We start from the raw sequence: 20,539 nt of genomic DNA, 5'->3' as shown, positions 1-20,539 counted from the left end.
GCAGAGCGGTGTCCGCCTCGCTCTGATCTGCATCAAATTTCGGTGACTGCGAGGCTGGATAAAAACCAGTTAAGCATCAGAAATATAACGGGAATTTTAGGTGTTAAACACTGAACGCATACCGGGATTGCACCCAGAGGGTGGCTGGGACGTACCTGAGCGATTGAACATGGCGCGGCAATGCCTGCGCCGTCCCGACAATCAGGTGGCGCTGATTGATCTGACCGGTTCGGACGCGTGCAATATCACCTATGGTCAGCTGACCCAGATGACGGACGATCTTGCCCGCACACTGTTGCACCGTGTGCAGCCCGGAGACCGTGTCGGCGTGCTGCTAAGTCAGTCCCCCTGGTGCGCCGCGGCGCATCTGGCGATCTGGAAGATCGGAGCGATCTCTGTCCCGTTGTTCAAACTGTTCAAACAGGATGCCCTGCGGTCGCGGGTCGGTGATGCGGGTGCCAAGATTGTGCTGACCGATGCCGAAGGGGCTGCGCTTCTGGGCGATCTGGTTGAGGCTCTGATTGCATCGGAAATAGCTGAGGCTGGCGCGCCTATTCCATTCGCCGACACTGGCCCCGAGGACCCTGCGGTGCTGATCTATACCTCGGGCACCACCGGCAGCCCCAAGGGCGCGCTGCACGGGCATCGGGTGCTGACGGGGCATCTGCCCGGTGTTTCGATCAGCCATAATCATCTGCGTTCGGGCGATTGCCTTTGGACGCCGGCGGATTGGGCGTGGATCGGTGGTTTGTTCGATGTGCTGATGCCGGGCCTGGCGCTTGGTATTCCCGTGGTCGCGGCGCGGCTTGAGAAATTCACGCCCGAAGCCTGCGCCGATATTGTCGCGCGCGGCGGGGCGCGCAACGTGTTCTTCCCACCCACGGCGTTGCGGATGCTGAAAGCAGCCGATCAGGGGATTCCCGGCCTGCGTTCGGTCGCCTCTGGCGGAGAGCCCTTGGGCGCCGAGATGCTGGCCTGGGGGCAAAAAGCGTTTGGCCTGACCATAAACGAGTTTTACGGCCAAACCGAATGCAACATGGTCGTGTCATCCTGTGCCGAGGACTTTCCCGTTCAGCCCGGTTGCATCGGCAAGCCGGTGCCGGGGCATGAGGTTGCGGTGATCGACGATGACGGCAACCCGACGACCGAGGAAGGCGACGTGGCCATCCGGCGCGGTTCAGCCGCGATGCTGCTGGAATACTGGAACCGACCTGAGGCGACGGCTGAGAAGTTCCGGGGCGAATGGTTGATCACCGGCGACCGCGGCGTGTGGGAGGGGGATTATCTGCGCTTCGTTGGCCGCGATGATGACGTGATCACCTCGGCCGGATACCGCATCGGCCCGGCCGAAATCGAGGATTGCCTGCTGACCCACCCGGCCGTGGCGACGGTGGGTGTGGTCGGCAAGCCCGACTCGCTGCGGACCGAGATCGTGAAGGCTTATGTGGTGCTGAAACCGGGGGCTGAGGCAGAGGAGCGGGAGTTGCAGAATTGGGTCAAAGACCGTCTGGCGCAGTATTCCTACCCGCGTGAGGTCGCGTTTCTGGAGGAATTGCCGATGACCGTGACGGGGAAGGTGATCCGGAAGGAATTGAAGGCGCGGGCGGCGGGGGAAGTGCTATGAACTTCGATGACCCCATCGATGACATGCGGCGTTTTCTGAAGGACGTAGATCGGAAGTTCTATTCCGAATTTGATCCGTTTTATTTCTGGACGCTAGCTGAATGTCTGAGCAAAGCAACTCCGAGCAACCTGCAAATTCAGGACGTCGTTTCCGGAAAGGTGCTAAACGATCATTCCCTGCTTAGTGAACTTCAGAAATCGCGCGATCACTACGAGGAATATGCCACGCATACTATCAGGGCGTTGCGCCACTTTTCCTCAGAAACCTTAGTGTTGTTTATCTTGTGCGGCTCAGATTTCGGACCATTTGCTAGAATCGCATCAATCATCCGCGAAAAGCAGTTGGCCGAGGTCTATCGGGCACTGAGTGATCAGAAAGTGCCTGCAGGGTTTGAGGTTGCATTGGATGGACAATCATTGTCTTTTCAAGACTGGCTTTCTTACCAACTATTTGGGACTACGCATCAGTTGGGTTCTGAAACTCTTGGGGAAATCCAGCAGCTGATAGTTGAGGAAGTTAGTCTGCTTTCGGAGCGCGGCGCAATAAATGCCTTCAAACATGGTAAACCCACGTATTTTGGTGCTGGTGTTGCGTTGAAACTCAAAAACGAAATCGGCGCTTTTGGTCCACTCAATGAAGTGGTCGATGGGCTGAATTGGGTGGATTGGTACGAAAGCAAGAATGGGGACTTCTCTGTGTCTTTCGGAACCGAAGAGTTGAATTCAGAGCAGGACTTGAAGCGTCTCATGGCTGTTTCGTTGCTCCTTCATTCGATTTGCAATGTCAGAACAGCGGTTTTGAGAGGGGAGGCACAAGTTAACGTTACTCTCCCAAGTGACTTTGAAACCGGCCTGTCCGTAAAAAGGCAGAAGTTCAAATTCAAATTTAGGAAAACAGGAACACAGGGACAATGAAGCTCACATCCAAAGCCGTGCCCGCCTCTGAGGGCTTCAAGGCAAACCGCGCAGCCCATCTGGACGCACTGGCCCAAATCTCTGCTGCCGCTGAAGCAGCCCGCATGGGCGGCGGCGAGAAATCCCGGGCACGGCATGGATCGCGAGGTAAGATGCTGCCGCGCCGCCGGGTGGCGAACCTGTTGGACGCGGGGTCTCCGTTCCTCGAAATCGGGGCGACGGCGGCGCATGGAATGTATGGCGATGCCGCGCCTTGTGCCGGGGTGATCGCGGGCATTGGCCGGGTGCAAGGGCGCGATGTCATGGTGGTGTGCAACGACGCCACCGTGAAGGGCGGCACCTATTATCCAATGACCGTCAAGAAACACCTGCGCGCGCAGGAGATTGCCGAGGAAAACCATCTGCCCTGCATCTATCTGGTTGATAGCGGTGGTGCGAACCTGCCCAATCAGGATGAGGTCTTCCCCGACCGCGACCACTTTGGCCGTATCTTCTACAATCAGGCGCGGATGAGCGCGAAGGGGATTGCGCAGATCGCTGTGGTGATGGGGTCGTGCACGGCGGGTGGCGCTTATGTGCCTGCGATGTCCGATGTGACGATCATCGTGAAAGAGCAGGGCACGATTTTTCTGGCCGGGCCGCCTCTGGTCAAGGCCGCAACGGGCGAGGTTGTCAGCGCCGAAGATCTGGGCGGCGGAGACGTGCACACCCGCCTGTCCGGTGTGGCGGATTATCAGGCCGAGGATGACGCCCATGCGTTGGCGCTGGCCCGCCGCGCGGTTGGGTCGCTGAACCTGAGCAGACTGCAGACCGTGGATTGGGCCAGCCCTGAAGACCCGGCCTACGACCCCGAGGAAATCCTCGGCGTGGTCCCAGCTGACCTGCGCACGCCCTATGACATCCGCGAGGTGATCGCGCGCCTGGTTGATGGCTCGCGCTTTGATGAATTCAAACCTCGGTTCGGCGAGACGCTGGTAACCGGGTTCGCCCATGTGAAAGGCTGCCTCGTCGGAATCATCGCCAACAATGGCGTGCTGTTTTCCGAGGCCGCCCAGAAGGGTGCGCATTTCGTGGAACTGTGTTCGCAGCGCAAAATCCCGCTGGTGTTCCTGCAGAACATCACCGGCTTCATGGTCGGTCGGAAATACGAAAACGAAGGTATCGCACGGCACGGGGCCAAGTTGGTGACGGCGGTGGCAACGACCTCGGTGCCAAAAGTTACGATGCTGGTGGGGGGCTCGTTTGGGGCTGGAAACTACGGTATGGCCGGACGCGCCTATCAGCCCCGGTTCCTGTGGACATGGCCGAATTCGCGGATTTCCGTGATGGGCGGTGAGCAGGCGGCGGGCGTACTGGCCACTGTCAAACGCGACGGGATCGAACGGCAGGGTGGCACTTGGTCCGCCGAGGAAGAGGCCGAATTCAAACGGCCGACGTTGGAGATGTTTGAGGAGCAGTCCCACCCGCTCTTTGCTTCGGCCCGCCTATGGGATGACGGCATCATCGACCCGCGCAAAAGCCGCGACGTGCTGGCCTTGTCGCTGAGTGCTGCGCTGAACGCACCCATTGAGGAGACACGTTTCGGCGTGTTCAGGATGTAAGATGAGCGTTTCTTTGAATGATGTAATGGCGCGCTATCCGGGCGCGCAGACCTTCAAATTTGGCGACAATGCTTCATTGAGCTCTGAGCTGTTGCGTCTCGTGCGAACAGGTCGGAAAACGGCGACTTGCGGTGCTTTACGCGACTACCCTGAAGGCAGTTCTGCGACGCCGGTAGTGGGGCGGCGGGATATCGCTCTGGAATGGGATGATCGCCCGGCATTGGTGATCGAAAAGGTTGACGTGTCGATCTGTCGATATTGCGACGTGGCCGAAGACTTTGCGTTGGCCGAAGGCGAGAATGAGACCCTGGAAGACTGGCGCGAAAACCACCGCCGGTATTTCGAGCGCAATGGCGGGTTTGATGCCAAGATGGAATTGCTCTGTGAACGGTTCCACCTTGTCGAAGATCTGGCGGTTGAGGAGTAGACAATGTTCAATAAAATCCTGATTGCCAACCGGGGCGAGATTGCCTGCCGGGTGATGGAAACGGCCCAAAAGATGGGTGTGTCCTGCGTTGCTGTGTATTCGGACGCGGATGCCTCGGCCAAGCATGTGCAGATGGCGGATGAGGCCGTGCATATCGGCGGTGCGGCCCCGGCGGAGAGTTATCTGAAGGGCGACGTGATCATTCAGGCGGCGCTGGAGACCGGCGCGCAGGCGATCCATCCCGGCTATGGCTTTCTGTCCGAAAACCCCGATTTTGTGGATGCGGTTGAGGCGGCGGGTCTGTCCTTCATTGGCCCCTCGGCGGACGCGATCCGCAAGATGGGCCTCAAGGATGCCGCCAAGGTTCTGATGGAGCAAGCCGGTGTTCCAGTGGTCCCTGGCTATCACGGTGACAATCAAGACCCTGAGCATTTGGCTGGCGCGGCGGATACCATCGGCTATCCGGTTCTGATCAAAGCCGTTGCAGGCGGTGGCGGTAAAGGGATGCGGCTGGTCGAACGGCCCGAGGATTTCACCGCCGCGCTGGACAGCGCACGAGGCGAGGCCAAGACCGCGTTTGGCAACGATGCAGTATTGGTCGAGAAATTCGTCGCCAAGCCGCGCCATATCGAGGTGCAGGTCTTTGGCGACGGCACCCATGCTGTGCATCTGTTTGAACGCGATTGCTCTCTGCAACGCCGACATCAGAAGGTGATCGAAGAGGCTCCGGCCCCTGGCATGACGGGTGAAATGCGGGAATCTATGGGGCAGGCGGGCGTGCGCGCAGCTGAAGCAATTGGCTACAAGGGCGCGGGCACCGTTGAGTTCATTGTGGATGCCTCGGACGGGCTGCGCCCGGACAGGTTCTGGTTCATGGAAATGAACACGCGCTTGCAGGTGGAACACCCAGTGACCGAGGCGATCACAGGGGTCGATCTTGTCGAATGGCAATTGCGTGTCGCGGCGGGTGAACGCTTGCCGAAGCAGCAGAAAGATCTGTCTATTCAAGGCCATGCGTTCGAGGCACGGCTTTATGCAGAGGACGTTCCGAAAGGGTTCCTGCCCGCGACGGGTACGCTGACCCATCTGGATTTCCCGGTCAATTGCCGTGCCGACAGTGGCGTGCGGGCCGGGGATACGATCAGCCCCTGGTACGACCCGATGATTGCCAAGGTGGTGGTACATGGGCCGACTCGCTCTGTTGCACTTGAGACGTTGCACCGCGTGCTTCAGAAAACCGAAGTGGCAGGCACCGTAACAAACCTGGCTTTCCTGGGCGCGTTGACGCGCCACGCGGGGTTCGCCTCGGGGGATGTGGATACGGGATTGATCGGACGTGACCTTGAGGCATTGGTGCAGGAACCAGAACCTTCGGTCGTGGCAAGCGTTGCAGCCGCGATGACGGCTTTGGACCTTGTGGACGTCGCACCTGAAGCCGGGTTCTCGCTATGGGCTCCGTTGCATCGCGCTGTACAACTGTCTGCTGGGGGCGAAATCTTGGATCTGGATGTGCAAGTCGACGGGTCAGATCGCCAGTTTTGGCAGATCGGAGAGGATCGTGTCTTGGCCGAGCGGACCTCGGGTCGCTGGGCACTGAACGAGACGCCGATGCCCGAAGTTTCAGTCAGCGGATCGACCCTGACCGTGTTTGCGGACTATGGACGCAGCTTCGACCTGATCGATCCGCTGGACCGGGATGCCAGTGCCACGGGCGATACCAACGTGATCGAGGCCCCAATGCCGGGTCTGGTCAAAGCGGTCTTTGCGACAGCAGGTCAGGCCGTGCAGGAGGGTGACCGATTGGCCATTCTTGAAGCGATGAAGATGGAGCATTCCCTGCTGGCTGCACGCGATGGCGTGGTGGCCGAGGTGCTGGTCGAAGATGGCGCTCAGGTCGAAGCCGGGGCAGCTTTGGTGCGGTTGGAGGAAGAGTGATCTGTACCCGGGTCGCGACACGTGGCACGGTCGAATCATTCGTTTTGAGAACAAAATGCAGCTGGAAGGGGCACAGACATGGGCGATCAGGTCGAAATTTATGAGGTTGGACCGCGCGATGGGTTGCAGAATGAAAAGCGTGAGATACCAGTTGCTGACAAGGTAGCACTGATCGACTGTCTCAGCCGTGCCGGGTTTCGTCGGATCGAAGTAGCAAGCTTTGTGTCCCCCAAATGGGTGCCGCAGATGGCGGGATCGGCGCAGGTGCTGGCCGGGATTACCCGCGCAGATGGGGTCCGCTACGCGGCCCTGACACCCAATATGCGCGGGTATGAGGATTCGCTGGCCGCCAAGGCAGACGAGATTGCGGTGTTTGCATCAGCCTCGGAAGGGTTCTCAAAAGCCAATGTCAATGCGTCAATCGAAGAGTCGATTGAGCGGTTCATTCCGATCCTGGAAGCGGCACGTCATATCGACCTGCCGGTGCGGGGCTATGTCTCATGCGTGACGGATTGCCCTTACGATGGCCCGACCCCGCCCGAGCAAGTGGCCGAAGTTGCGGACCGGTTGTTTGCGCTGGGCTGCTACGAGATCTCGTTGGGTGATACGATCGGGCAGGGGACGCCGGACAAAATCGCGCATATGCTTCTGGCGGTGCGCGAAAGGGTTCCCGTGACGCGGCTGGCAGGGCATTTCCACGACACCAATGGTCGCGCGATTGACAATATCGATGCGGCACTCGCGCTGGGTGTGCGCGTATTCGACGCAGCCGCGGGCGGATTGGGCGGTTGCCCCTATGCGCCAGGGGCTGAAGGCAATGTAGCCACCGAAGCCGTCGCCGGGCATTTGCAGCGATTGGGATATGAGACCGGGCTGGACCTTGATGTGGTTGAAGAAGCTGCACGGATGGCAAAGGCACTAAGGGGCTGACATGTTTGAAACCATAACGATTTCGACAGATGCGCGTGGTGTTGCCATTCTCACTCTGAACAGGGCGGACAAACATAACGCCTTGTCAGGGCGAATGATCACTGAACTGACCGAGGCTGCGTCACAACTGGGTAAAGATGATGCTGTCCGAGTGGTCGTTCTGGCTGCGGCCGGAAAGACGTTTTGTGCTGGCGGTGATCTGGGGTGGATGCAGGACCAGATGGCTGCTGATAAAGAGACGCGGTTTGTGGAAGCGCGCAAGCTGGCCGAGATGTTGCAGGCTTTGAACACAATGCCCAAGCCGTTGATCGGGGCGCTGCAAGGCAATGCCTTCGGAGGCGGTGTGGGCATGGCCGCGGTGTGCGATGTCGCAATTGGCATCGACAGTCTGAAAATGGGTTTGACCGAGACAAGGCTAGGGCTGATCCCGGCAACAATCGGGCCCTATGTCATTGCCCGCATGGGCGAAGCTCGTGCGCGCAGGGTGTTTATGTCCGCCCGATTGTTCGATGCTGCAGAGGCTGTTGATCTGGGATTGCTGGCAAGGACGGTGTCAGCAGACCGGCTTTCGGATGCAATAGAAGATGAAATTCGCCCCTATTTGTCTTGCGCGCCCGGCGCGGTCGCCTCTGCCAAGGCGCTGATCAGAACCCTGGGTCCGCGCATTGACGATGCCGTGATCGATCAGACCATTGGGGAACTGGTCGAACGCTGGGAAACGAAAGAGGCGCGCGAAGGCATTGCGGCGTTTTTCGAAAAACGTAAACCTGCATGGAATAGGTAGGTTTAACAAAGATCCGCTAGGCCCTGGCAAGAAACCTCGCTGCGATTCTATGCCGCGCTGTCAAGCGAAGGTTTGATGGCGAAGGGGGCTGTGTTCGGTTGACCCTCTGACCCCGCGCGGATAGAGAATGTCCAGTCAACACGCCAATTGACGGCGCACCCGTTTTGGGGCGTGCGCAGGAAAGGAGCTATTCGTGGAAGACCTGCTGCGGGAGTACCTCCCGATTCTGGTGTTTCTGGCCGTTGCGGTGGGCCTTGGGATCGTCCTGATTCTGGCTGCTGTGGTTCTGGCCGTCCGCAATCCCGACCCTGAAAAGGTCAGCGCATATGAATGTGGTTTCAATGCCTTCGACGATGCGCGGATGAAATTCGACGTCCGGTTCTATCTGGTATCGATTCTCTTCATCATCTTCGATCTGGAAATCGCCTTTCTGTTTCCCTGGGCCGTCGGCTTCAAGGATATCAGCGATGTAGGGTTCTGGTCGATGATGGTGTTCCTGGGCGTGCTGACCATCGGCTTTGCCTATGAATGGAAGAAGGGGGCCTTGGAATGGGAGTGATGACGGGTGCAAACACTGCCGGCGTCGACAAGGAAGTCGCGACCCAGGCCCTGAATGCCGAGCTGCAGGACAAAGGGTTCCTGCTGACCTCGACCGAGGACATTATCAACTGGGCGCGGACCGGTTCGTTGCACTGGATGACCTTTGGTCTGGCCTGCTGCGCGGTCGAGATGATGCACACCTCGATGCCGCGTTATGATGCGGAACGGTTTGGCATCGCGCCGCGCGCCTCTCCACGTCAGTCGGATGTGATGATCGTGGCAGGGACGCTGACCAACAAGATGGCCCCGGCGCTGCGCAAGGTCTACGACCAGATGCCCGAACCACGTTACGTGATCTCGATGGGATCCTGCGCCAACGGTGGCGGCTATTATCACTATTCCTATTCGGTCGTACGCGGCTGCGATCGTGTTGTACCCGTAGACATCTATGTGCCCGGCTGCCCTCCGACCGCTGAGGCGCTGCTGTATGGCCTGATGCAGCTGCAACGTAAAATCCGCCGTACCGGCACCATCGTCCGCTGAGGAGAGAGCTGATGAGCGAAGCACTCAAAGAACTCGGCGCACAGCTGGAACTGAAGCGGGCCGATTGCGTTCTGTCCTGGGATGTGACCCATGATGAGTTGAACGTGGATGTTGCGCCGTCGAACCTTGTGGAATTCATTGAATTCCTGAAATCCGACCGCAACTGTCAGTTCTCGACTTTGGTCGACATCACCGGTGTCGACTATCCCGAACGGGCCAAGCGGTTCGATGTGGTTTATCACTTCCTGTCGATGTACCAGAACCAGCGCATCCGCCTGCGGGTGTCGATCCGCGAAGAGGACATGGTGCCCTCGATCGTCGATGTTCACCCCTCGGCCAACTGGTTCGAGCGTGAAGTGTTCGACATGTTCGGCATCCTGTTCTCGGGTCACCCCGACCTGAGGCGCATCCTGACCGACTATGGATTCCGCGGCTATCCGCTGCGCAAGGATTTCCCGACCACCGGCTATACCGAGGTTCGCTATGACGAGGCGCAGAAACGCGTGGTCTATGAACCGGTCTCGTTGGTGCAGGAATACCGTCAATTCGATTTCATGTCCCCGTGGGAAGGTGCGAACTACATTTTGCCAGGGGATGAAAAACAGGAGACGTAATCATGTTTGAGTTCCTGATCTGGATTGTTCTGGTGGTGGCGACGGTCGTACCGATGCTCAAGCTGCTGCCGCATTTCGGGATCAACAAGAACTGGGCGTTTGCATGTATCATCTCTCCGGTTGTTATTGTCCTGCTGTGGATGATGGCCATGAAACTGCAAGAGATGGAGCGCCGCTGACGTGATAATGGGCGAACTGATCATATTGGGCGCATTGGGCGTCTTGCTTGCAGGGGCCGCGGCGAAAGCGGCTGAGGCTGAAAAAGTCCGGGTTCGGGCTGAGGCAAAGAAGAAACGAGGGCGTTGATGGACGGCTCAAGATACGATGACGGCAGCACGGACGCGCTGAGCGGAGAACAGAAGATCCGCAACTTCAACATCAACTTCGGCCCGCAACACCCTGCGGCGCACGGGGTTCTGCGTCTGGTGCTCGAACTCGACGGTGAGATCGTCGAGCGTTGTGACCCGCATATTGGCTTGCTGCACCGTGGCACCGAAAAGCTGATGGAAAGCCGGACCTATCTGCAGAACCTGCCGTATTTCGACCGTCTGGACTACGTGGCGCCGATGAATCAGGAACATGCCTGGTGTCTGGCCATCGAAAAGCTGACCGGAGTCGAAGTGCCGCGCCGTGGTTCGCTGATCCGGGTGCTGTATTCTGAGATCGGGCGCATCCTGAACCACCTGCTGAACGTGACCACGCAGGCGATGGACGTGGGTGCGCTGACCCCGCCGCTTTGGGGTTTTGAAGAGCGTGAAAAGCTGATGGTGTTCTATGAGCGCGCCTGTGGTGCCCGACTGCACGCCGCCTATTTTCGACCTGGAGGCGTCCATCAAGACCTGCCGCCCGAACTTCTGGACGATATCGAGGCGTGGAGCCACGAATTCCCCGCTGTTCTGGACGACATCGACGGCCTGTTGACGGAAAACCGCATCTTCAAACAGCGTAACGCCGATATCGGCGTCGTGACCGAAGACGATATTTTGAAATTCGGCTTCTCCGGCGTGATGGTGCGCGGATCGGGTCTGGCCTGGGATCTGCGTCGCGCGCAGCCCTATGAATGCTATGACGAGTTTGAGTTCCAGATCCCCGTCGGCAAGAACGGCGATTGCTATGATCGCTACCTCGTCCGAATGGAAGAGATGCGCCAGTCTCTGCTGATCATCCGTCAGGCCATCGCCAAAATCCGCGACTGCCCGGGCGACGTTCTGGCGCGTGGCAAGATCACCCCGCCGAAACGCTCGGACATGAAGACCTCGATGGAAAGCCTGATCCATCACTTCAAGCTGTACACCGAAGGTTTCCACGTCCCCGCAGGGGAGGTTTACGCCGCCGTCGAAGCCCCCAAGGGTGAATTCGGCGTCTATCTGGTCGCCGATGGTTCCAACAAACCCTACCGCGCAAAACTGCGTGCGCCGGGGTTCCTTCACCTGCAAGCCATGGACCACGTTGCCAAAGGCCACCAACTGGCCGACGTCGCCGCCATCATCGGCACCATGGACGTCGTATTTGGAGAGATTGACCGCTAATGCTCCGCCGTCTGCATCCCGAACAACCCGAAAGCTTTGCCTTCACCGCTGCCAACCAGCAATGGGCCGAAGCGCAGATCACCAAGTATCCCGAGGGGCGTCAGGCCAGCGCGGTCATCCCTTTGCTGTGGCGCGCGCAAGAACAACAGGGTTGGCTCAGCCGCCCGGCGATTGAATCCGTCGCGGATATGCTGGACATGGCCTATATCCGCGTGCTCGAAGTCGCTTCGTTCTACTTCATGTTTCAGCTGCAACCGGTTGGGTCCGTTGCGCATATTCAGGTCTGCGGCACAACTTCCTGCATGATCTGCGGGGCCGAGGATCTGATTGCCGTTTGTAAAGAAAAGATCGCAGCCAAGCCGCATGAACTCTCTGCCGACGGCAAGTTGAGCTGGGAAGAGGTCGAATGCCTTGGTTCCTGCACCAACGCGCCGATGGCGCAGATTGGCAAGGATTACTACGAAGACCTGACTGCCGAGAGCTTTGGCAAGATCATCGACGATCTGGCGGCAGGTAAGGTGCCGACGCCCGGTCCTCAAAACGGACGCTACGCGGCTGAGCCGCTGAAAGGGCTGAGCAGCTTGTCCGAGTATGAAGCTGGCAAGCCGCAACACAACGCCAGCGTTGAGTTGGCGACAGATCTGGGCGACACGGTCAAGCGAATTGACGGGACCGAAGTTCCGATCCTGACGCCGTGGCTTGGCAAGGATGGCAAGCAGGCGGGTGCGTCGGCGGCAGCAAAACCTCCGAAAGCGCCCGAGGCTCCGAAACCGGCAGTGAAACAAGCGGCTGAGGCGAAAGCCAAACCTGTTGCGAAAGAAGCCGATGCCAAGCCCGCAGACGTCAAAGAAGACCAGCCCGAGACTCTGACCGCCGCACGCAACGGCAAGGCAGATGACCTGAAGCTGTTGAAAGGCGTTGGTCCCAAGCTGGAAGAGACGCTGAACGAACTGGGTTTTTATCACTACGACCAGATCGCAGCCTGGACACCCGAACAGGTGGTTTGGGTCGATGCGCGGTTGAAATTCAAAGGCCGTATCGAACGCGATGGCTGGATTGCGCAGGCGGCCAAGCTTGCTGCGGGTGAAGAAACCGAATTTGCCAAACGTGCCAAGGAAGACGGTACGTACGAAGACTAGGCGGATGCCCATCCGGGGCATCGGGGGAAAATGGACAAGGACAACGAACAAGCCATAGCCCGCAAGGGCCGACACATCGGAGTGGTCATAGCTGTGACCATGCTGATCTGGCTTGCGATGAACCTGTTCATTGGACCCGCGCTGGGTTTGACGACCCGGCACGCTCTGCTGTTTGATCTCGCCGCTTTGGCGGGATTCATTTATGCGGGCATCAACATTTTTCAACTCTGGCGCATGCGTCAGGATAGCCAAGGGTAACTAGCGATGCTGAAGGATCAGGACCGGATCTTTACCAACATCTACGGGATGCATGAGCGTACGCTGAAAGGCGCGCAGGCCCGCGGGCATTGGGACGGCACTTCTGGCCTGATTGATAAGGGCCGCGACTGGATCATCCAGACGATGAAGGACTCGGGCCTGCGCGGTCGCGGCGGCGCTGGCTTTCCGACCGGTCTGAAATGGTCGTTCATGCCCAAGGAAAGCGACGGGCGTCCGTCCTATCTGGTGGTGAACGCCGACGAATCCGAACCGGGCACCTGTAAAGACCGCGAGATCATGCGCCATGACCCGCATACGCTGATCGAGGGCTGCCTGATTGCGTCGTTCGCGATGAATGCGCATACCTGCTACATCTACCTGCGCGGTGAATACATCCGCGAGCGCGAGGCGCTGCAGGCCGCGATTGATGAGGCCTATGAAGCGGGCCTGCTGGGCAAGAACGCCGCCGGTTCAGGTTGGGATTTCGATATCTTCCTGCATCACGGGGCAGGGGCCTATATCTGCGGCGAGGAAACCGCCCTGATCGAAAGCCTTGAGGGCAAGAAGGGTATGCCGCGGATGAAACCTCCGTTCCCGGCGGGCGCTGGCCTTTATGGTTGCCCGACCACGGTGAACAATGTGGAATCCATCGCTGTTGTGCCGACCATCCTGCGCCGGGGTGCCGATTGGTTCGCAGGCTTTGGCCGTCAGAACAACGCGGGCACCAAGCTGTTTGCGATCTCGGGCCATGTGAACAACCCTTGTGTCGTCGAAGAAGCGATGTCGATTTCCTTCGAGGACCTGATCGAGACCCATTGCGGTGGAATTCGCGGCGGTTGGGACAATCTGCTGGCAGTGATCCCGGGTGGCTCGTCGGTTCCTTGCGTGCGCGGTGAGAACATGCGCGACGCGATCATGGATTTCGATTATCTGCGCAACGATCTGGGCTCGGGCCTTGGAACGGCGGCTGTGATCGTGATGGACAAATCTACGGACATCATCAAGGCGATCTGGCGGTTGTCCAAGTTTTACAAGCACGAAAGCTGCGGCCAGTGCACGCCTTGCCGCGAAGGCACCGGCTGGATGATGCGCGTGATGGACCGTTTGGTGCGCGGCGAGGCCGAGTTGGAAGAGATCGACATGCTGTTTGATGTGACCAAGCAGGTCGAGGGTCACACGATCTGCGCCCTGGGCGACGCCGCCGCCTGGCCGATCCAGGGCCTGATCCGCAACTTCCGAGAAGAGATCGAGGACCGCATCAAGGCCCAAAAATCGGGTCGCATGGGTGCGATGGCAGCGGAGTAAACCCGATGGAAGCCTTAGCTGAATATTCACACGCCCTAGCATCCGTTGTGTTTTTCACATTGGTTGTTTTGCTTCTGGCCCCGTTTTCTGCGTTGGCCAAGCAGGGCAAAGGTCTGGCACCAGGTGCCACGCCCGAGCAGGACTATGGGGATCAGGCCTATCGCCTGAACCGGGCCTATCTGAACGGAACCGAAACGCTTCCGGCGTTTCTGACTGTTGTTGTGGCGGCAATTTTGCTTGGGGTCAGCCCATTCTGGGTCAACCTTCTGGCGTCGGTCGCCTTGGTTGCGCGTCTGCTCATGCTGGTGGTGCATCTCAGGGGCATCGGCAAGCCGAACAGCGGTCTGCGATCCGTGCTGTATGTGCTGGGCTGGGCCTGCATGTTTGTGATCGGGCTTATGGCATTGGTGGCAGCGTTTTGATAGCGACACGGCGGAACAGAAAACAAAGAGGGAATGTATGAAGGCCCCAAGAACCCTTATTGTTGTGCTGGCTTTGGCGAGCGTGTCCGCCTGTGGTTTGATCAGACCGTCAGATGATCGCATTCTGTTTGATGGCAAGGCGTTTCGAACCAAGGCGAAAGCGGTCGATAAAAAGAATTCGCCCGCTGACTTTACAATTGTTGTCAAAGGCGTGTCGGCTTCGCTGGACGGCGCGCGCGAAGCCGGGCGGCACGAAGGCACAAAATTCTGTGTCCAGAACTTCGGATCGTCGCGCATCAACTGGAAAGTGGGCCCGGACACTGAGCCACAGCAGCTTACCATTTCTGATGATCAGCTTACGTTTGCGGGGACCTGTCAGCGGCCATGATGACAGCTGTTTTTGCATATCATGACTGGGCGCGCACGGCGTTATTGCATAGCAGACGCGCATTCCTTCGTCTTGGATATTCCAAGACGAAAGGAAAACCCATGTCATTTGCAAAAACAGTCGCTCTGGCCGCTTTGATGGCTGTCCCTGTCGCAGCAGAGGCAAAGCCGCCCTTGAGGGATGTCAAAGAGATCGACAACGAACTCTACTACATCGCAATCGCAAACGAGATTTCGGAATTCTGCCCGTCGATCAGCGGGCGGCGACTGAAGGCGATCAGTGTGATGTGGGGGCTACGGTCCAAAGCAAACGAATTGGGGTATTCGGACACAGAAATCCGGTCTTTCGTGGAATCGGATGCGGAAAAAGACCGGATGCGTGCAAAGGGCGAGGCTTATTTGACCTCAAACGGCGTGTCGTATGAAAACCCCACCACATTCTGCACCCTGGGGCAGAAGGAAATCCAAAGAAACAGCGCCATCGGCGTTTATTTGAGGGCGAACTAGACCATGTCTGACCTCCGCAAGATCAATATCGACGGGCAGGAAATCGAAGTCGAAGGCGCGATGACCCTGATCCAGGCTTGTGAGCAAGCCGGGGTTGAAGTGCCGCGTTTTTGTTATCACGAACGTTTGTCGATTGCCGGGAACTGCCGGATGTGTCTGGTTGAGGTTGTCGGCGGCCCGCCGAAACCTGCGGCGTCCTGCGCGATGCAGGTGCGTGATCTGCGCCCCGGGCCGGAAGGTCAGCCGCCTGTGGTTAAGACGAACTCACCCATGGTCAAAAAGGCCCGCGAGGGGGTGATGGAGTTCATGCTCATCAACCACCCGCTGGATTGCCCGATCTGCGATCAGGGTGGTGAATGCGACCTGCAGGATCAGGCGATGGCCTATGGCATGTCCGGGACGCGTTTCAAGGAAGCCAAGCGGGCGGTCGATGATCTTGATCTTGGTCCGCTTGTCTCGACCGCGATGACGCGTTGTATCAGTTGCACCCGCTGCGTGCGCTTTACGACCGAGGTGGCCGGGATTGCCCAGATGGGTCAGACCGGCCGGGGTGAAGATGCCGAGATCACCTCGTATCTGAATCAGACGTTGGATTCGAACCTGCAGGGCAACATCATCGACCTGTGCCCGGTGGGGGCGCTGACGTCGAAACCTTATGCCTTTACCGCCCGCCCGTGGGAGCTGACCAAGACCGAGAGCATCGATGTGATGGACGCTCTGGGCTCGAACATCCGGGTGGATACCAAGGGGCGCGAAGTAATGCGTTTCCTGCCGCGCAACCATGACGGCGTGAATGAAGAATGGATCAGCGACAAGACCCGCTTTGTCTGGGACGGCCTGCGCCGTCAGCGTCTGGACAAGCCTTACATCCGCGAAAACGGCAAGTTGCGCCCGGCCACTTGGCCAGAAGCACTGACTAAGGCTGCTGAGGCGCTGAAAGCGGCTGAAAAGCCTGCTGGTATCGTCGGTGACCTGGCCTCGGTCGAGGCGGCCTTTGCTTTGAAGCAGATGATCGAAGGGCAGGGCGGTGTTGTCGAATGCCGTACGGATGGGGCCAAGCTGCCTTCGGGCAATCGCGGGGCCTATGCCGGGACCGCTGCCATCGAAGACATCGACAGCGCCGAGCGCATTCTGTTGGTCGGCACCAACCCGCGCGATGAAGCGCCGGTTCTGAACGCGCGCATCCGCAAGGCCTGGGCGCATGGGGCCGAGGTGGCCTTGGTCGGGCCTGCCGCCGATCTGACCTATGACTATCACCACATGGGCGATGACCGCGCGGCGCTGCAACAGGTTGTGGACATGGGCGGCGATGATGAGATCAAGGGCAAAGCCTCACTGGTTATCGTCGGTCAGGGTGCCCTGCAAGAGGCGGACGGCTCTGCCGTTCTGGCCGCTGCTCAGACCATTGCGGCCAATACTGAAAGCGGTCTGCTGATCCTGCACACCGCCGCGTCGCGCGTCGGCGCGATGGATGTGGACGCCACCAACCAAGGCGGTATGGAGGCCGTGGGCGCAGCCGACGTGATCTATAACCTCGGCGCGGATGAGGTCGAGATCGGCGAAGGGGCCTTTGTGATCTATCAGGGCAGCCACGGTGACCGGGGCGCGCACCGCGCCGACGTGATCCTGCCGGGTGCGGCCTATACCGAAGAAAACGGGTTGTTCGTGAATACCGAAGGCCGCTCGCAACTGGCTATGCGCGCCGGTTTTGCACCAGGCGAAGCCAAAGAGAACTGGGCGATCCTGCGTGCGCTGTCGGCTGAGCTGGGCGCAACGTTGCCTTTCGACTCGCTGGCGCAATTGCGGACCGTGCTCATCGAGGCTGTGCCGCATCTGGCGCGGATCGATGAGGTCATCGAGAACGAAGCTCAGCCGATCGACGCGGCGTCGCTGGGTCAGGCCACGTTCCGCAACGCGGTCAAGGATTTCTACCTGACCAACCCGATTGCACGCGCGTCGCAACTGATGGCCGAGCTTTCGGCGCAAGTCCAGGCGCGTCAAGCCGGAAAGATCGCTGCGGAATGAAGCAGAACCGTTTCATATCGCAGGCAAAGGCGACTGCCGGGTGGCAGTTCGCCGCGCTGGATTTGTGTGTGAAACTGAAGATTAAGGGTAGCGCTGAAGCGGCAGATGCTGTTTACACCAACGCGCCGACCCAGTCGCTCTTTGCGCAGGCATCTGGCCTTTGCATCGCGCGCGGAAAACGGAATACCCACGGTGTGAGGACCAATGGCAGAATTCTTTAACACCCCAGGCGGAATAGCCATCATCATTCTGGCGCAAGTGCTTGCAGTCGTTGCGTTCGTGATGATCTCGCTGCTGTTCCTCGTTTATGGCGACCGCAAGATCTGGGCCGCTGTCCAGATGCGCCGCGGCCCCAACGTGGTTGGCGTCTATGGCATCCTTCAATCGGTGGCCGACGCACTGAAATACGTGGTGAAAGAGGTTGTCATTCCCGCCGGGGCCGACCGTGCCGTGTTCATACTGGCACCATTGACCAGCTTTGTTCTGTCGCTGATCGCCTGGGCGGTGATCCCGTTCAATGACGGCTGGGTTCTATCCGATTTGAACGTGGCCGTTCTATATGTTTTTGCCGTATCCTCGCTTGAGGTTTATGGTGTGATCATGGGCGGTTGGGCGTCGAACTCAAAGTACCCTTTCCTCGGTTCGCTGAGGTCTGCGGCCCAGATGATCTCATACGAAGTGTCCATCGGTTTGATCATCATAGGCGTGATCATTTCAACCGGGTCCATGAATTTCGGTGCCATCGTTGGGGCGCAAGATACTGGCTACGGTTTCTTCGGTTGGTACTGGCTGCCGCATTTCCCGATGGTCTTCCTGTTCTTCATCTCGGCACTCGCGGAAACCAACCGCCCGCCGTTCGACCTGCCCGAAGCGGAATCGGAACTTGTGGCCGGTTATCAGGTGGAATACTCCGCCACCATGTTCCTGCTGTTCATGGCAGGTGAATACATCGCCATCTTCCTGATGTGCGCCCTGACCACGCTTCTGTTCTTTGGCGGTTGGCTGTCGCCGATCCCGGGTCTGCCGGATGGCGTGTTGTGGATGGTCGGCAAGATGGCGTTCTTCTTCTTCATCTTCGCGATGGTCAAGGCGATCACGCCGCGCTACCGCTATGACCAACTGATGCGGCTGGGTTGGAAAGTCTTCCTGCCCTTCTCGCTGGCCTGGGTGGTCTTCGTGGCCTTTGCGGCGAAATTCGAGTGGTTCTGGGGCATCTTCGCCCGGTGGAGCGTAGGAGGCTGATCATGACCCAAATCGACTATACTCGCGCCGCCAAGTACTTCCTTCTGCAGGACTTCTGGGTCGGCATGAAGCTGGGGATGAAGTATTTCTTTGCCCCCAAGGCCACCATCAACTACCCGCACGAAAAGGGCCCGCTGTCGCCTCGATTCCGCGGTGAACACGCCCTGCGTCGCTATCCCAACGGTGAGGAACGCTGTATTGCCTGCAAACTCTGCGAGGCGATCTGTCCCGCGCAGGCCATCACCATCGACGCCGAGCCACGCGAAGACGGCAGTCGCCGCACTACGCGCTATGACATCGACATGACCAAATGCATCTATTGCGGTTTCTGCCAAGAGGCCTGCCCGGTCGATGCCATCGTCGAAGGCCCGAATTTCGAATTTGCCACGGAAACCCGTGAAGAGCTGTTCTACGACAAAGAAAAACTGCTGGATAACGGCGAGCGCTGGGAAGCCGAAATTGCCCGCAATCTGGAAATGGACGCGCCGTACAGATGAGTGACGCTCCGACAAATCCGTTTGAGCTGATGATGAAGCAGGCTCAAGACATGGCCAAGGCGATGAACCCGGCGATGGAGAATTTCTCGCCCAAGGGGTTCGAGGCGCTGTGGCCGACCATGCCCAAAGAGGTCATGGAAATGATGTTCGGCAACACCGTCAACACCGATGGGCTGGACGCCAAAACCCGCCTGCTGCTGACGCTGGCTGGACTGACCTGTCAGGGCGCTCAGGCGGATGCGGCGGTACGCCAGACCGTGCGCCACGCGCTGGAAGCGGGCGCAAAGAAACAAGAGATCGTGGAAACGATCGGTCAGATGTCGGTCTTTGCCGGCATCCCGGCCATGACCCGCGCGCTGGATCTGGCGCAAGAGGTCATGGGCGACAACGAGGATGAGGATCAATGACCGTCTTTGCCTTCTACCTGTTTGCCATCAGCGCCATCACCGGCGGGTTGTTCACGGTGATCAGCCGTCAGCCGGTGCATTCTGTGCTGTGGCTGATCCTGTCCTTCCTGTCCTCGGCGGGGCTGTTCGTGCTGCTGGGGGCCGAGTTCGTGGCGATGCTGCTGATCATCGTCTATGTCGGTGCAGTCGCGGTGCTGTTCCTGTTTGTGGTGATGATGCTGGACGTGGACTTTGCCGAGCTGAAGGCCGAGATGGCGCGCTATATGCCGCTGGCGCTGCTGATTGGTCTGGTCATCCTGATGCAGTTCGTCATGGCTTTCGGCGCCTGGGACAGCGCGCAGGGCGCGGCGGCTAATCTGGCCCAGCCGGTGCCAGTGGATCGCCACAACACCGAGGCGCTGGGTGTCATCCTTTATGATCAATACTTCCTTCTGTTCCAACTGGCGGGCCTGATCCTGCTGGTGGCTATGATCGGTGCCATCGTGCTGACGTTGCGCCACCGTCAGGACATCAAGCGTCAGGACATCATCGGCCAGATGATGCGCGACCCGGCCAAGGCGATGGAGTTGAAGGACGTGAAACCGGGGCAGGGACTTTGAGGCGATGATCGGACTTGAACACTATCTTACGGTCGCGGCGACGCTGTTCGTCATCGGCATCTTCGGTCTCTTCCTGAACCGCAAGAACGTCATCATCCTGCTGATGAGCATCGAACTGATGCTGCTGGCGGTGAACATCAACCTCGTGGCGTTTTCCAGCTTTCTCGGCGATCTGGTCGGGCAGGTGTTTACGCTGTTCGTGCTGACCGTGGCGGCGGCCGAGGCGGCGATTGGTCTGGCCATTCTGGTCTGCTTCTTCCGCAACCGCGGCTCGATCGCGGTTGAAGACGTCAATATGATGAAGGGCTAA

24 protein-coding genes are annotated in these 20,539 nt (G+C 58.9%); all 24 read left to right on the top strand.

The genetic code is table 11. The features are described from left to right. Positions 1 to 100: 100 nt before the first annotated feature. The 24 genes from AC2FJZ_RS02830 (at position 101) to nuoK (ending at position 20,539) form a co-directional block, all read left to right on the top strand. Positions 101 to 1,624, top strand: coding sequence for an AMP-binding protein (locus AC2FJZ_RS02830; protein WP_496775994.1), 1,524 nt, complete (start codon positions 101 to 103; stop codon positions 1,622 to 1,624). Next, a complete protein-coding gene (locus AC2FJZ_RS02825; RefSeq protein ID WP_496775993.1) occupies positions 1,621 to 2,538 on the top strand; it encodes a hypothetical protein in 918 nt (305 codons plus the stop codon). Before AC2FJZ_RS02830 ends, AC2FJZ_RS02825 begins: the two co-directional genes overlap by 4 nt. After that, complete coding sequence (locus AC2FJZ_RS02820; protein ID WP_496775992.1) at positions 2,535 to 4,139, top strand: carboxyl transferase domain-containing protein; 1,605 nt, start codon at positions 2,535 to 2,537, stop codon at positions 4,137 to 4,139. The genes AC2FJZ_RS02825 and AC2FJZ_RS02820 overlap by 4 nt, the downstream gene beginning before the upstream one ends. Position 4,140: 1 nt before the next feature. Further along, positions 4,141 to 4,566 (top strand): ASCH domain-containing protein, encoded by a 426-nt coding sequence (locus AC2FJZ_RS02815; protein ID WP_496775991.1) that lies wholly within the window; start codon positions 4,141 to 4,143, stop codon positions 4,564 to 4,566. Between the two features lie 3 nt (positions 4,567 to 4,569). Then, positions 4,570 to 6,501: an acetyl/propionyl/methylcrotonyl-CoA carboxylase subunit alpha gene (locus AC2FJZ_RS02810; RefSeq protein WP_496775990.1), complete on the top strand. Its 1,932-nt coding sequence runs from the start codon at positions 4,570 to 4,572 to the stop codon at positions 6,499 to 6,501. A 78-nt stretch (positions 6,502 to 6,579) separates the two neighbouring features. Further along, positions 6,580 to 7,431: a hydroxymethylglutaryl-CoA lyase gene (locus AC2FJZ_RS02805; protein WP_050602777.1), complete on the top strand. Its 852-nt coding sequence runs from the start codon at positions 6,580 to 6,582 to the stop codon at positions 7,429 to 7,431. Between the two features lies 1 nt (position 7,432). Then, positions 7,433 to 8,215, top strand: coding sequence for a crotonase/enoyl-CoA hydratase family protein (locus AC2FJZ_RS02800; protein WP_496775989.1), 783 nt, complete (start codon positions 7,433 to 7,435; stop codon positions 8,213 to 8,215). Between the two features lie 193 nt (positions 8,216 to 8,408). Further along, the gene (locus AC2FJZ_RS02795; protein WP_050602775.1) at positions 8,409 to 8,774 is read left to right on the top strand and encodes an NADH-quinone oxidoreductase subunit A; all 366 of its coding nucleotides are present in this window, start codon (positions 8,409 to 8,411) and stop codon (positions 8,772 to 8,774) included. Continuing rightward, entirely contained in the window at positions 8,765 to 9,298 is a 534-nt protein-coding gene (locus AC2FJZ_RS02790; protein WP_010442777.1) for a NuoB/complex I 20 kDa subunit family protein, read from the top strand. The genes AC2FJZ_RS02795 and AC2FJZ_RS02790 overlap by 10 nt, the downstream gene beginning before the upstream one ends. An 11-nt stretch (positions 9,299 to 9,309) precedes the next feature. Continuing rightward, positions 9,310 to 9,912 (top strand): NADH-quinone oxidoreductase subunit C, encoded by a 603-nt coding sequence (locus AC2FJZ_RS02785; protein WP_050602774.1) that lies wholly within the window; start codon positions 9,310 to 9,312, stop codon positions 9,910 to 9,912. A gap of 2 nt (positions 9,913 to 9,914) precedes the next feature. Beyond that, positions 9,915 to 10,091, top strand: coding sequence for a hypothetical protein (locus AC2FJZ_RS02780; RefSeq protein ID WP_050602773.1), 177 nt, complete (start codon positions 9,915 to 9,917; stop codon positions 10,089 to 10,091). Between the two features lie 126 nt (positions 10,092 to 10,217). After that, positions 10,218 to 11,441, top strand: coding sequence for an NADH-quinone oxidoreductase subunit D (locus AC2FJZ_RS02775; protein ID WP_496667858.1), 1,224 nt, complete (start codon positions 10,218 to 10,220; stop codon positions 11,439 to 11,441). After that, on the top strand, positions 11,441 to 12,580 hold the full coding sequence (locus AC2FJZ_RS02770; RefSeq protein WP_496775988.1) for an NADH-quinone oxidoreductase subunit E: 1,140 nt from the start codon (positions 11,441 to 11,443) through the stop codon (positions 12,578 to 12,580). Before AC2FJZ_RS02775 ends, AC2FJZ_RS02770 begins: the two co-directional genes overlap by 1 nt. A gap of 30 nt (positions 12,581 to 12,610) precedes the next feature. Next, a complete protein-coding gene (locus tag AC2FJZ_RS02765; protein ID WP_496775987.1) occupies positions 12,611 to 12,838 on the top strand; it encodes a DUF5337 domain-containing protein in 228 nt (75 codons plus the stop codon). A gap of 6 nt (positions 12,839 to 12,844) precedes the next feature. Then, positions 12,845 to 14,143: an NADH-quinone oxidoreductase subunit NuoF gene (nuoF, locus tag AC2FJZ_RS02760; RefSeq protein ID WP_496775986.1), complete on the top strand. Its 1,299-nt coding sequence runs from the start codon at positions 12,845 to 12,847 to the stop codon at positions 14,141 to 14,143. Positions 14,144 to 14,148: 5 nt separating this feature from the next. Further along, on the top strand, positions 14,149 to 14,565 hold the full coding sequence (locus AC2FJZ_RS02755) for an MAPEG family protein (protein WP_496775985.1): 417 nt from the start codon (positions 14,149 to 14,151) through the stop codon (positions 14,563 to 14,565). A gap of 37 nt (positions 14,566 to 14,602) precedes the next feature. Continuing rightward, positions 14,603 to 14,953 (top strand): hypothetical protein, encoded by a 351-nt coding sequence (locus AC2FJZ_RS02750; protein ID WP_496775984.1) that lies wholly within the window; start codon positions 14,603 to 14,605, stop codon positions 14,951 to 14,953. A 101-nt stretch (positions 14,954 to 15,054) separates the two neighbouring features. Further along, positions 15,055 to 15,459, top strand: a complete 405-nt coding sequence (locus AC2FJZ_RS02745) for a DUF5333 domain-containing protein (RefSeq protein ID WP_496775983.1) — start codon at positions 15,055 to 15,057, stop codon at positions 15,457 to 15,459. A 3-nt stretch (positions 15,460 to 15,462) separates the two neighbouring features. Further along, the gene (gene nuoG / locus AC2FJZ_RS02740) at positions 15,463 to 17,484 is read left to right on the top strand and encodes an NADH-quinone oxidoreductase subunit NuoG (RefSeq protein WP_496667866.1); all 2,022 of its coding nucleotides are present in this window, start codon (positions 15,463 to 15,465) and stop codon (positions 17,482 to 17,484) included. Between the two features lie 204 nt (positions 17,485 to 17,688). Beyond that, positions 17,689 to 18,726: an NADH-quinone oxidoreductase subunit NuoH gene (nuoH, locus tag AC2FJZ_RS02735; protein WP_496667867.1), complete on the top strand. Its 1,038-nt coding sequence runs from the start codon at positions 17,689 to 17,691 to the stop codon at positions 18,724 to 18,726. Between the two features lie 2 nt (positions 18,727 to 18,728). Further along, a complete protein-coding gene (gene nuoI, locus AC2FJZ_RS02730; RefSeq protein WP_496775982.1) occupies positions 18,729 to 19,223 on the top strand; it encodes an NADH-quinone oxidoreductase subunit NuoI in 495 nt (164 codons plus the stop codon). Then, positions 19,220 to 19,630, top strand: a complete 411-nt coding sequence (locus AC2FJZ_RS02725) for a carboxymuconolactone decarboxylase family protein (protein ID WP_496775981.1) — start codon at positions 19,220 to 19,222, stop codon at positions 19,628 to 19,630. The genes nuoI and AC2FJZ_RS02725 overlap by 4 nt, the downstream gene beginning before the upstream one ends. Beyond that, the gene (locus AC2FJZ_RS02720) at positions 19,627 to 20,229 is read left to right on the top strand and encodes an NADH-quinone oxidoreductase subunit J (RefSeq protein ID WP_170348161.1); all 603 of its coding nucleotides are present in this window, start codon (positions 19,627 to 19,629) and stop codon (positions 20,227 to 20,229) included. Before AC2FJZ_RS02725 ends, AC2FJZ_RS02720 begins: the two co-directional genes overlap by 4 nt. A gap of 4 nt (positions 20,230 to 20,233) precedes the next feature. After that, positions 20,234 to 20,539 (top strand): NADH-quinone oxidoreductase subunit NuoK, encoded by a 306-nt coding sequence (nuoK, locus tag AC2FJZ_RS02715; protein ID WP_050602759.1) that lies wholly within the window; start codon positions 20,234 to 20,236, stop codon positions 20,537 to 20,539.

Source organism: Ruegeria sp. CDSA079 (assembly GCF_059612245.1).
The sequence above is the reverse complement of the archived record's forward strand: the minus strand, read 5'-3'. Positions and strand labels throughout refer to the sequence as shown.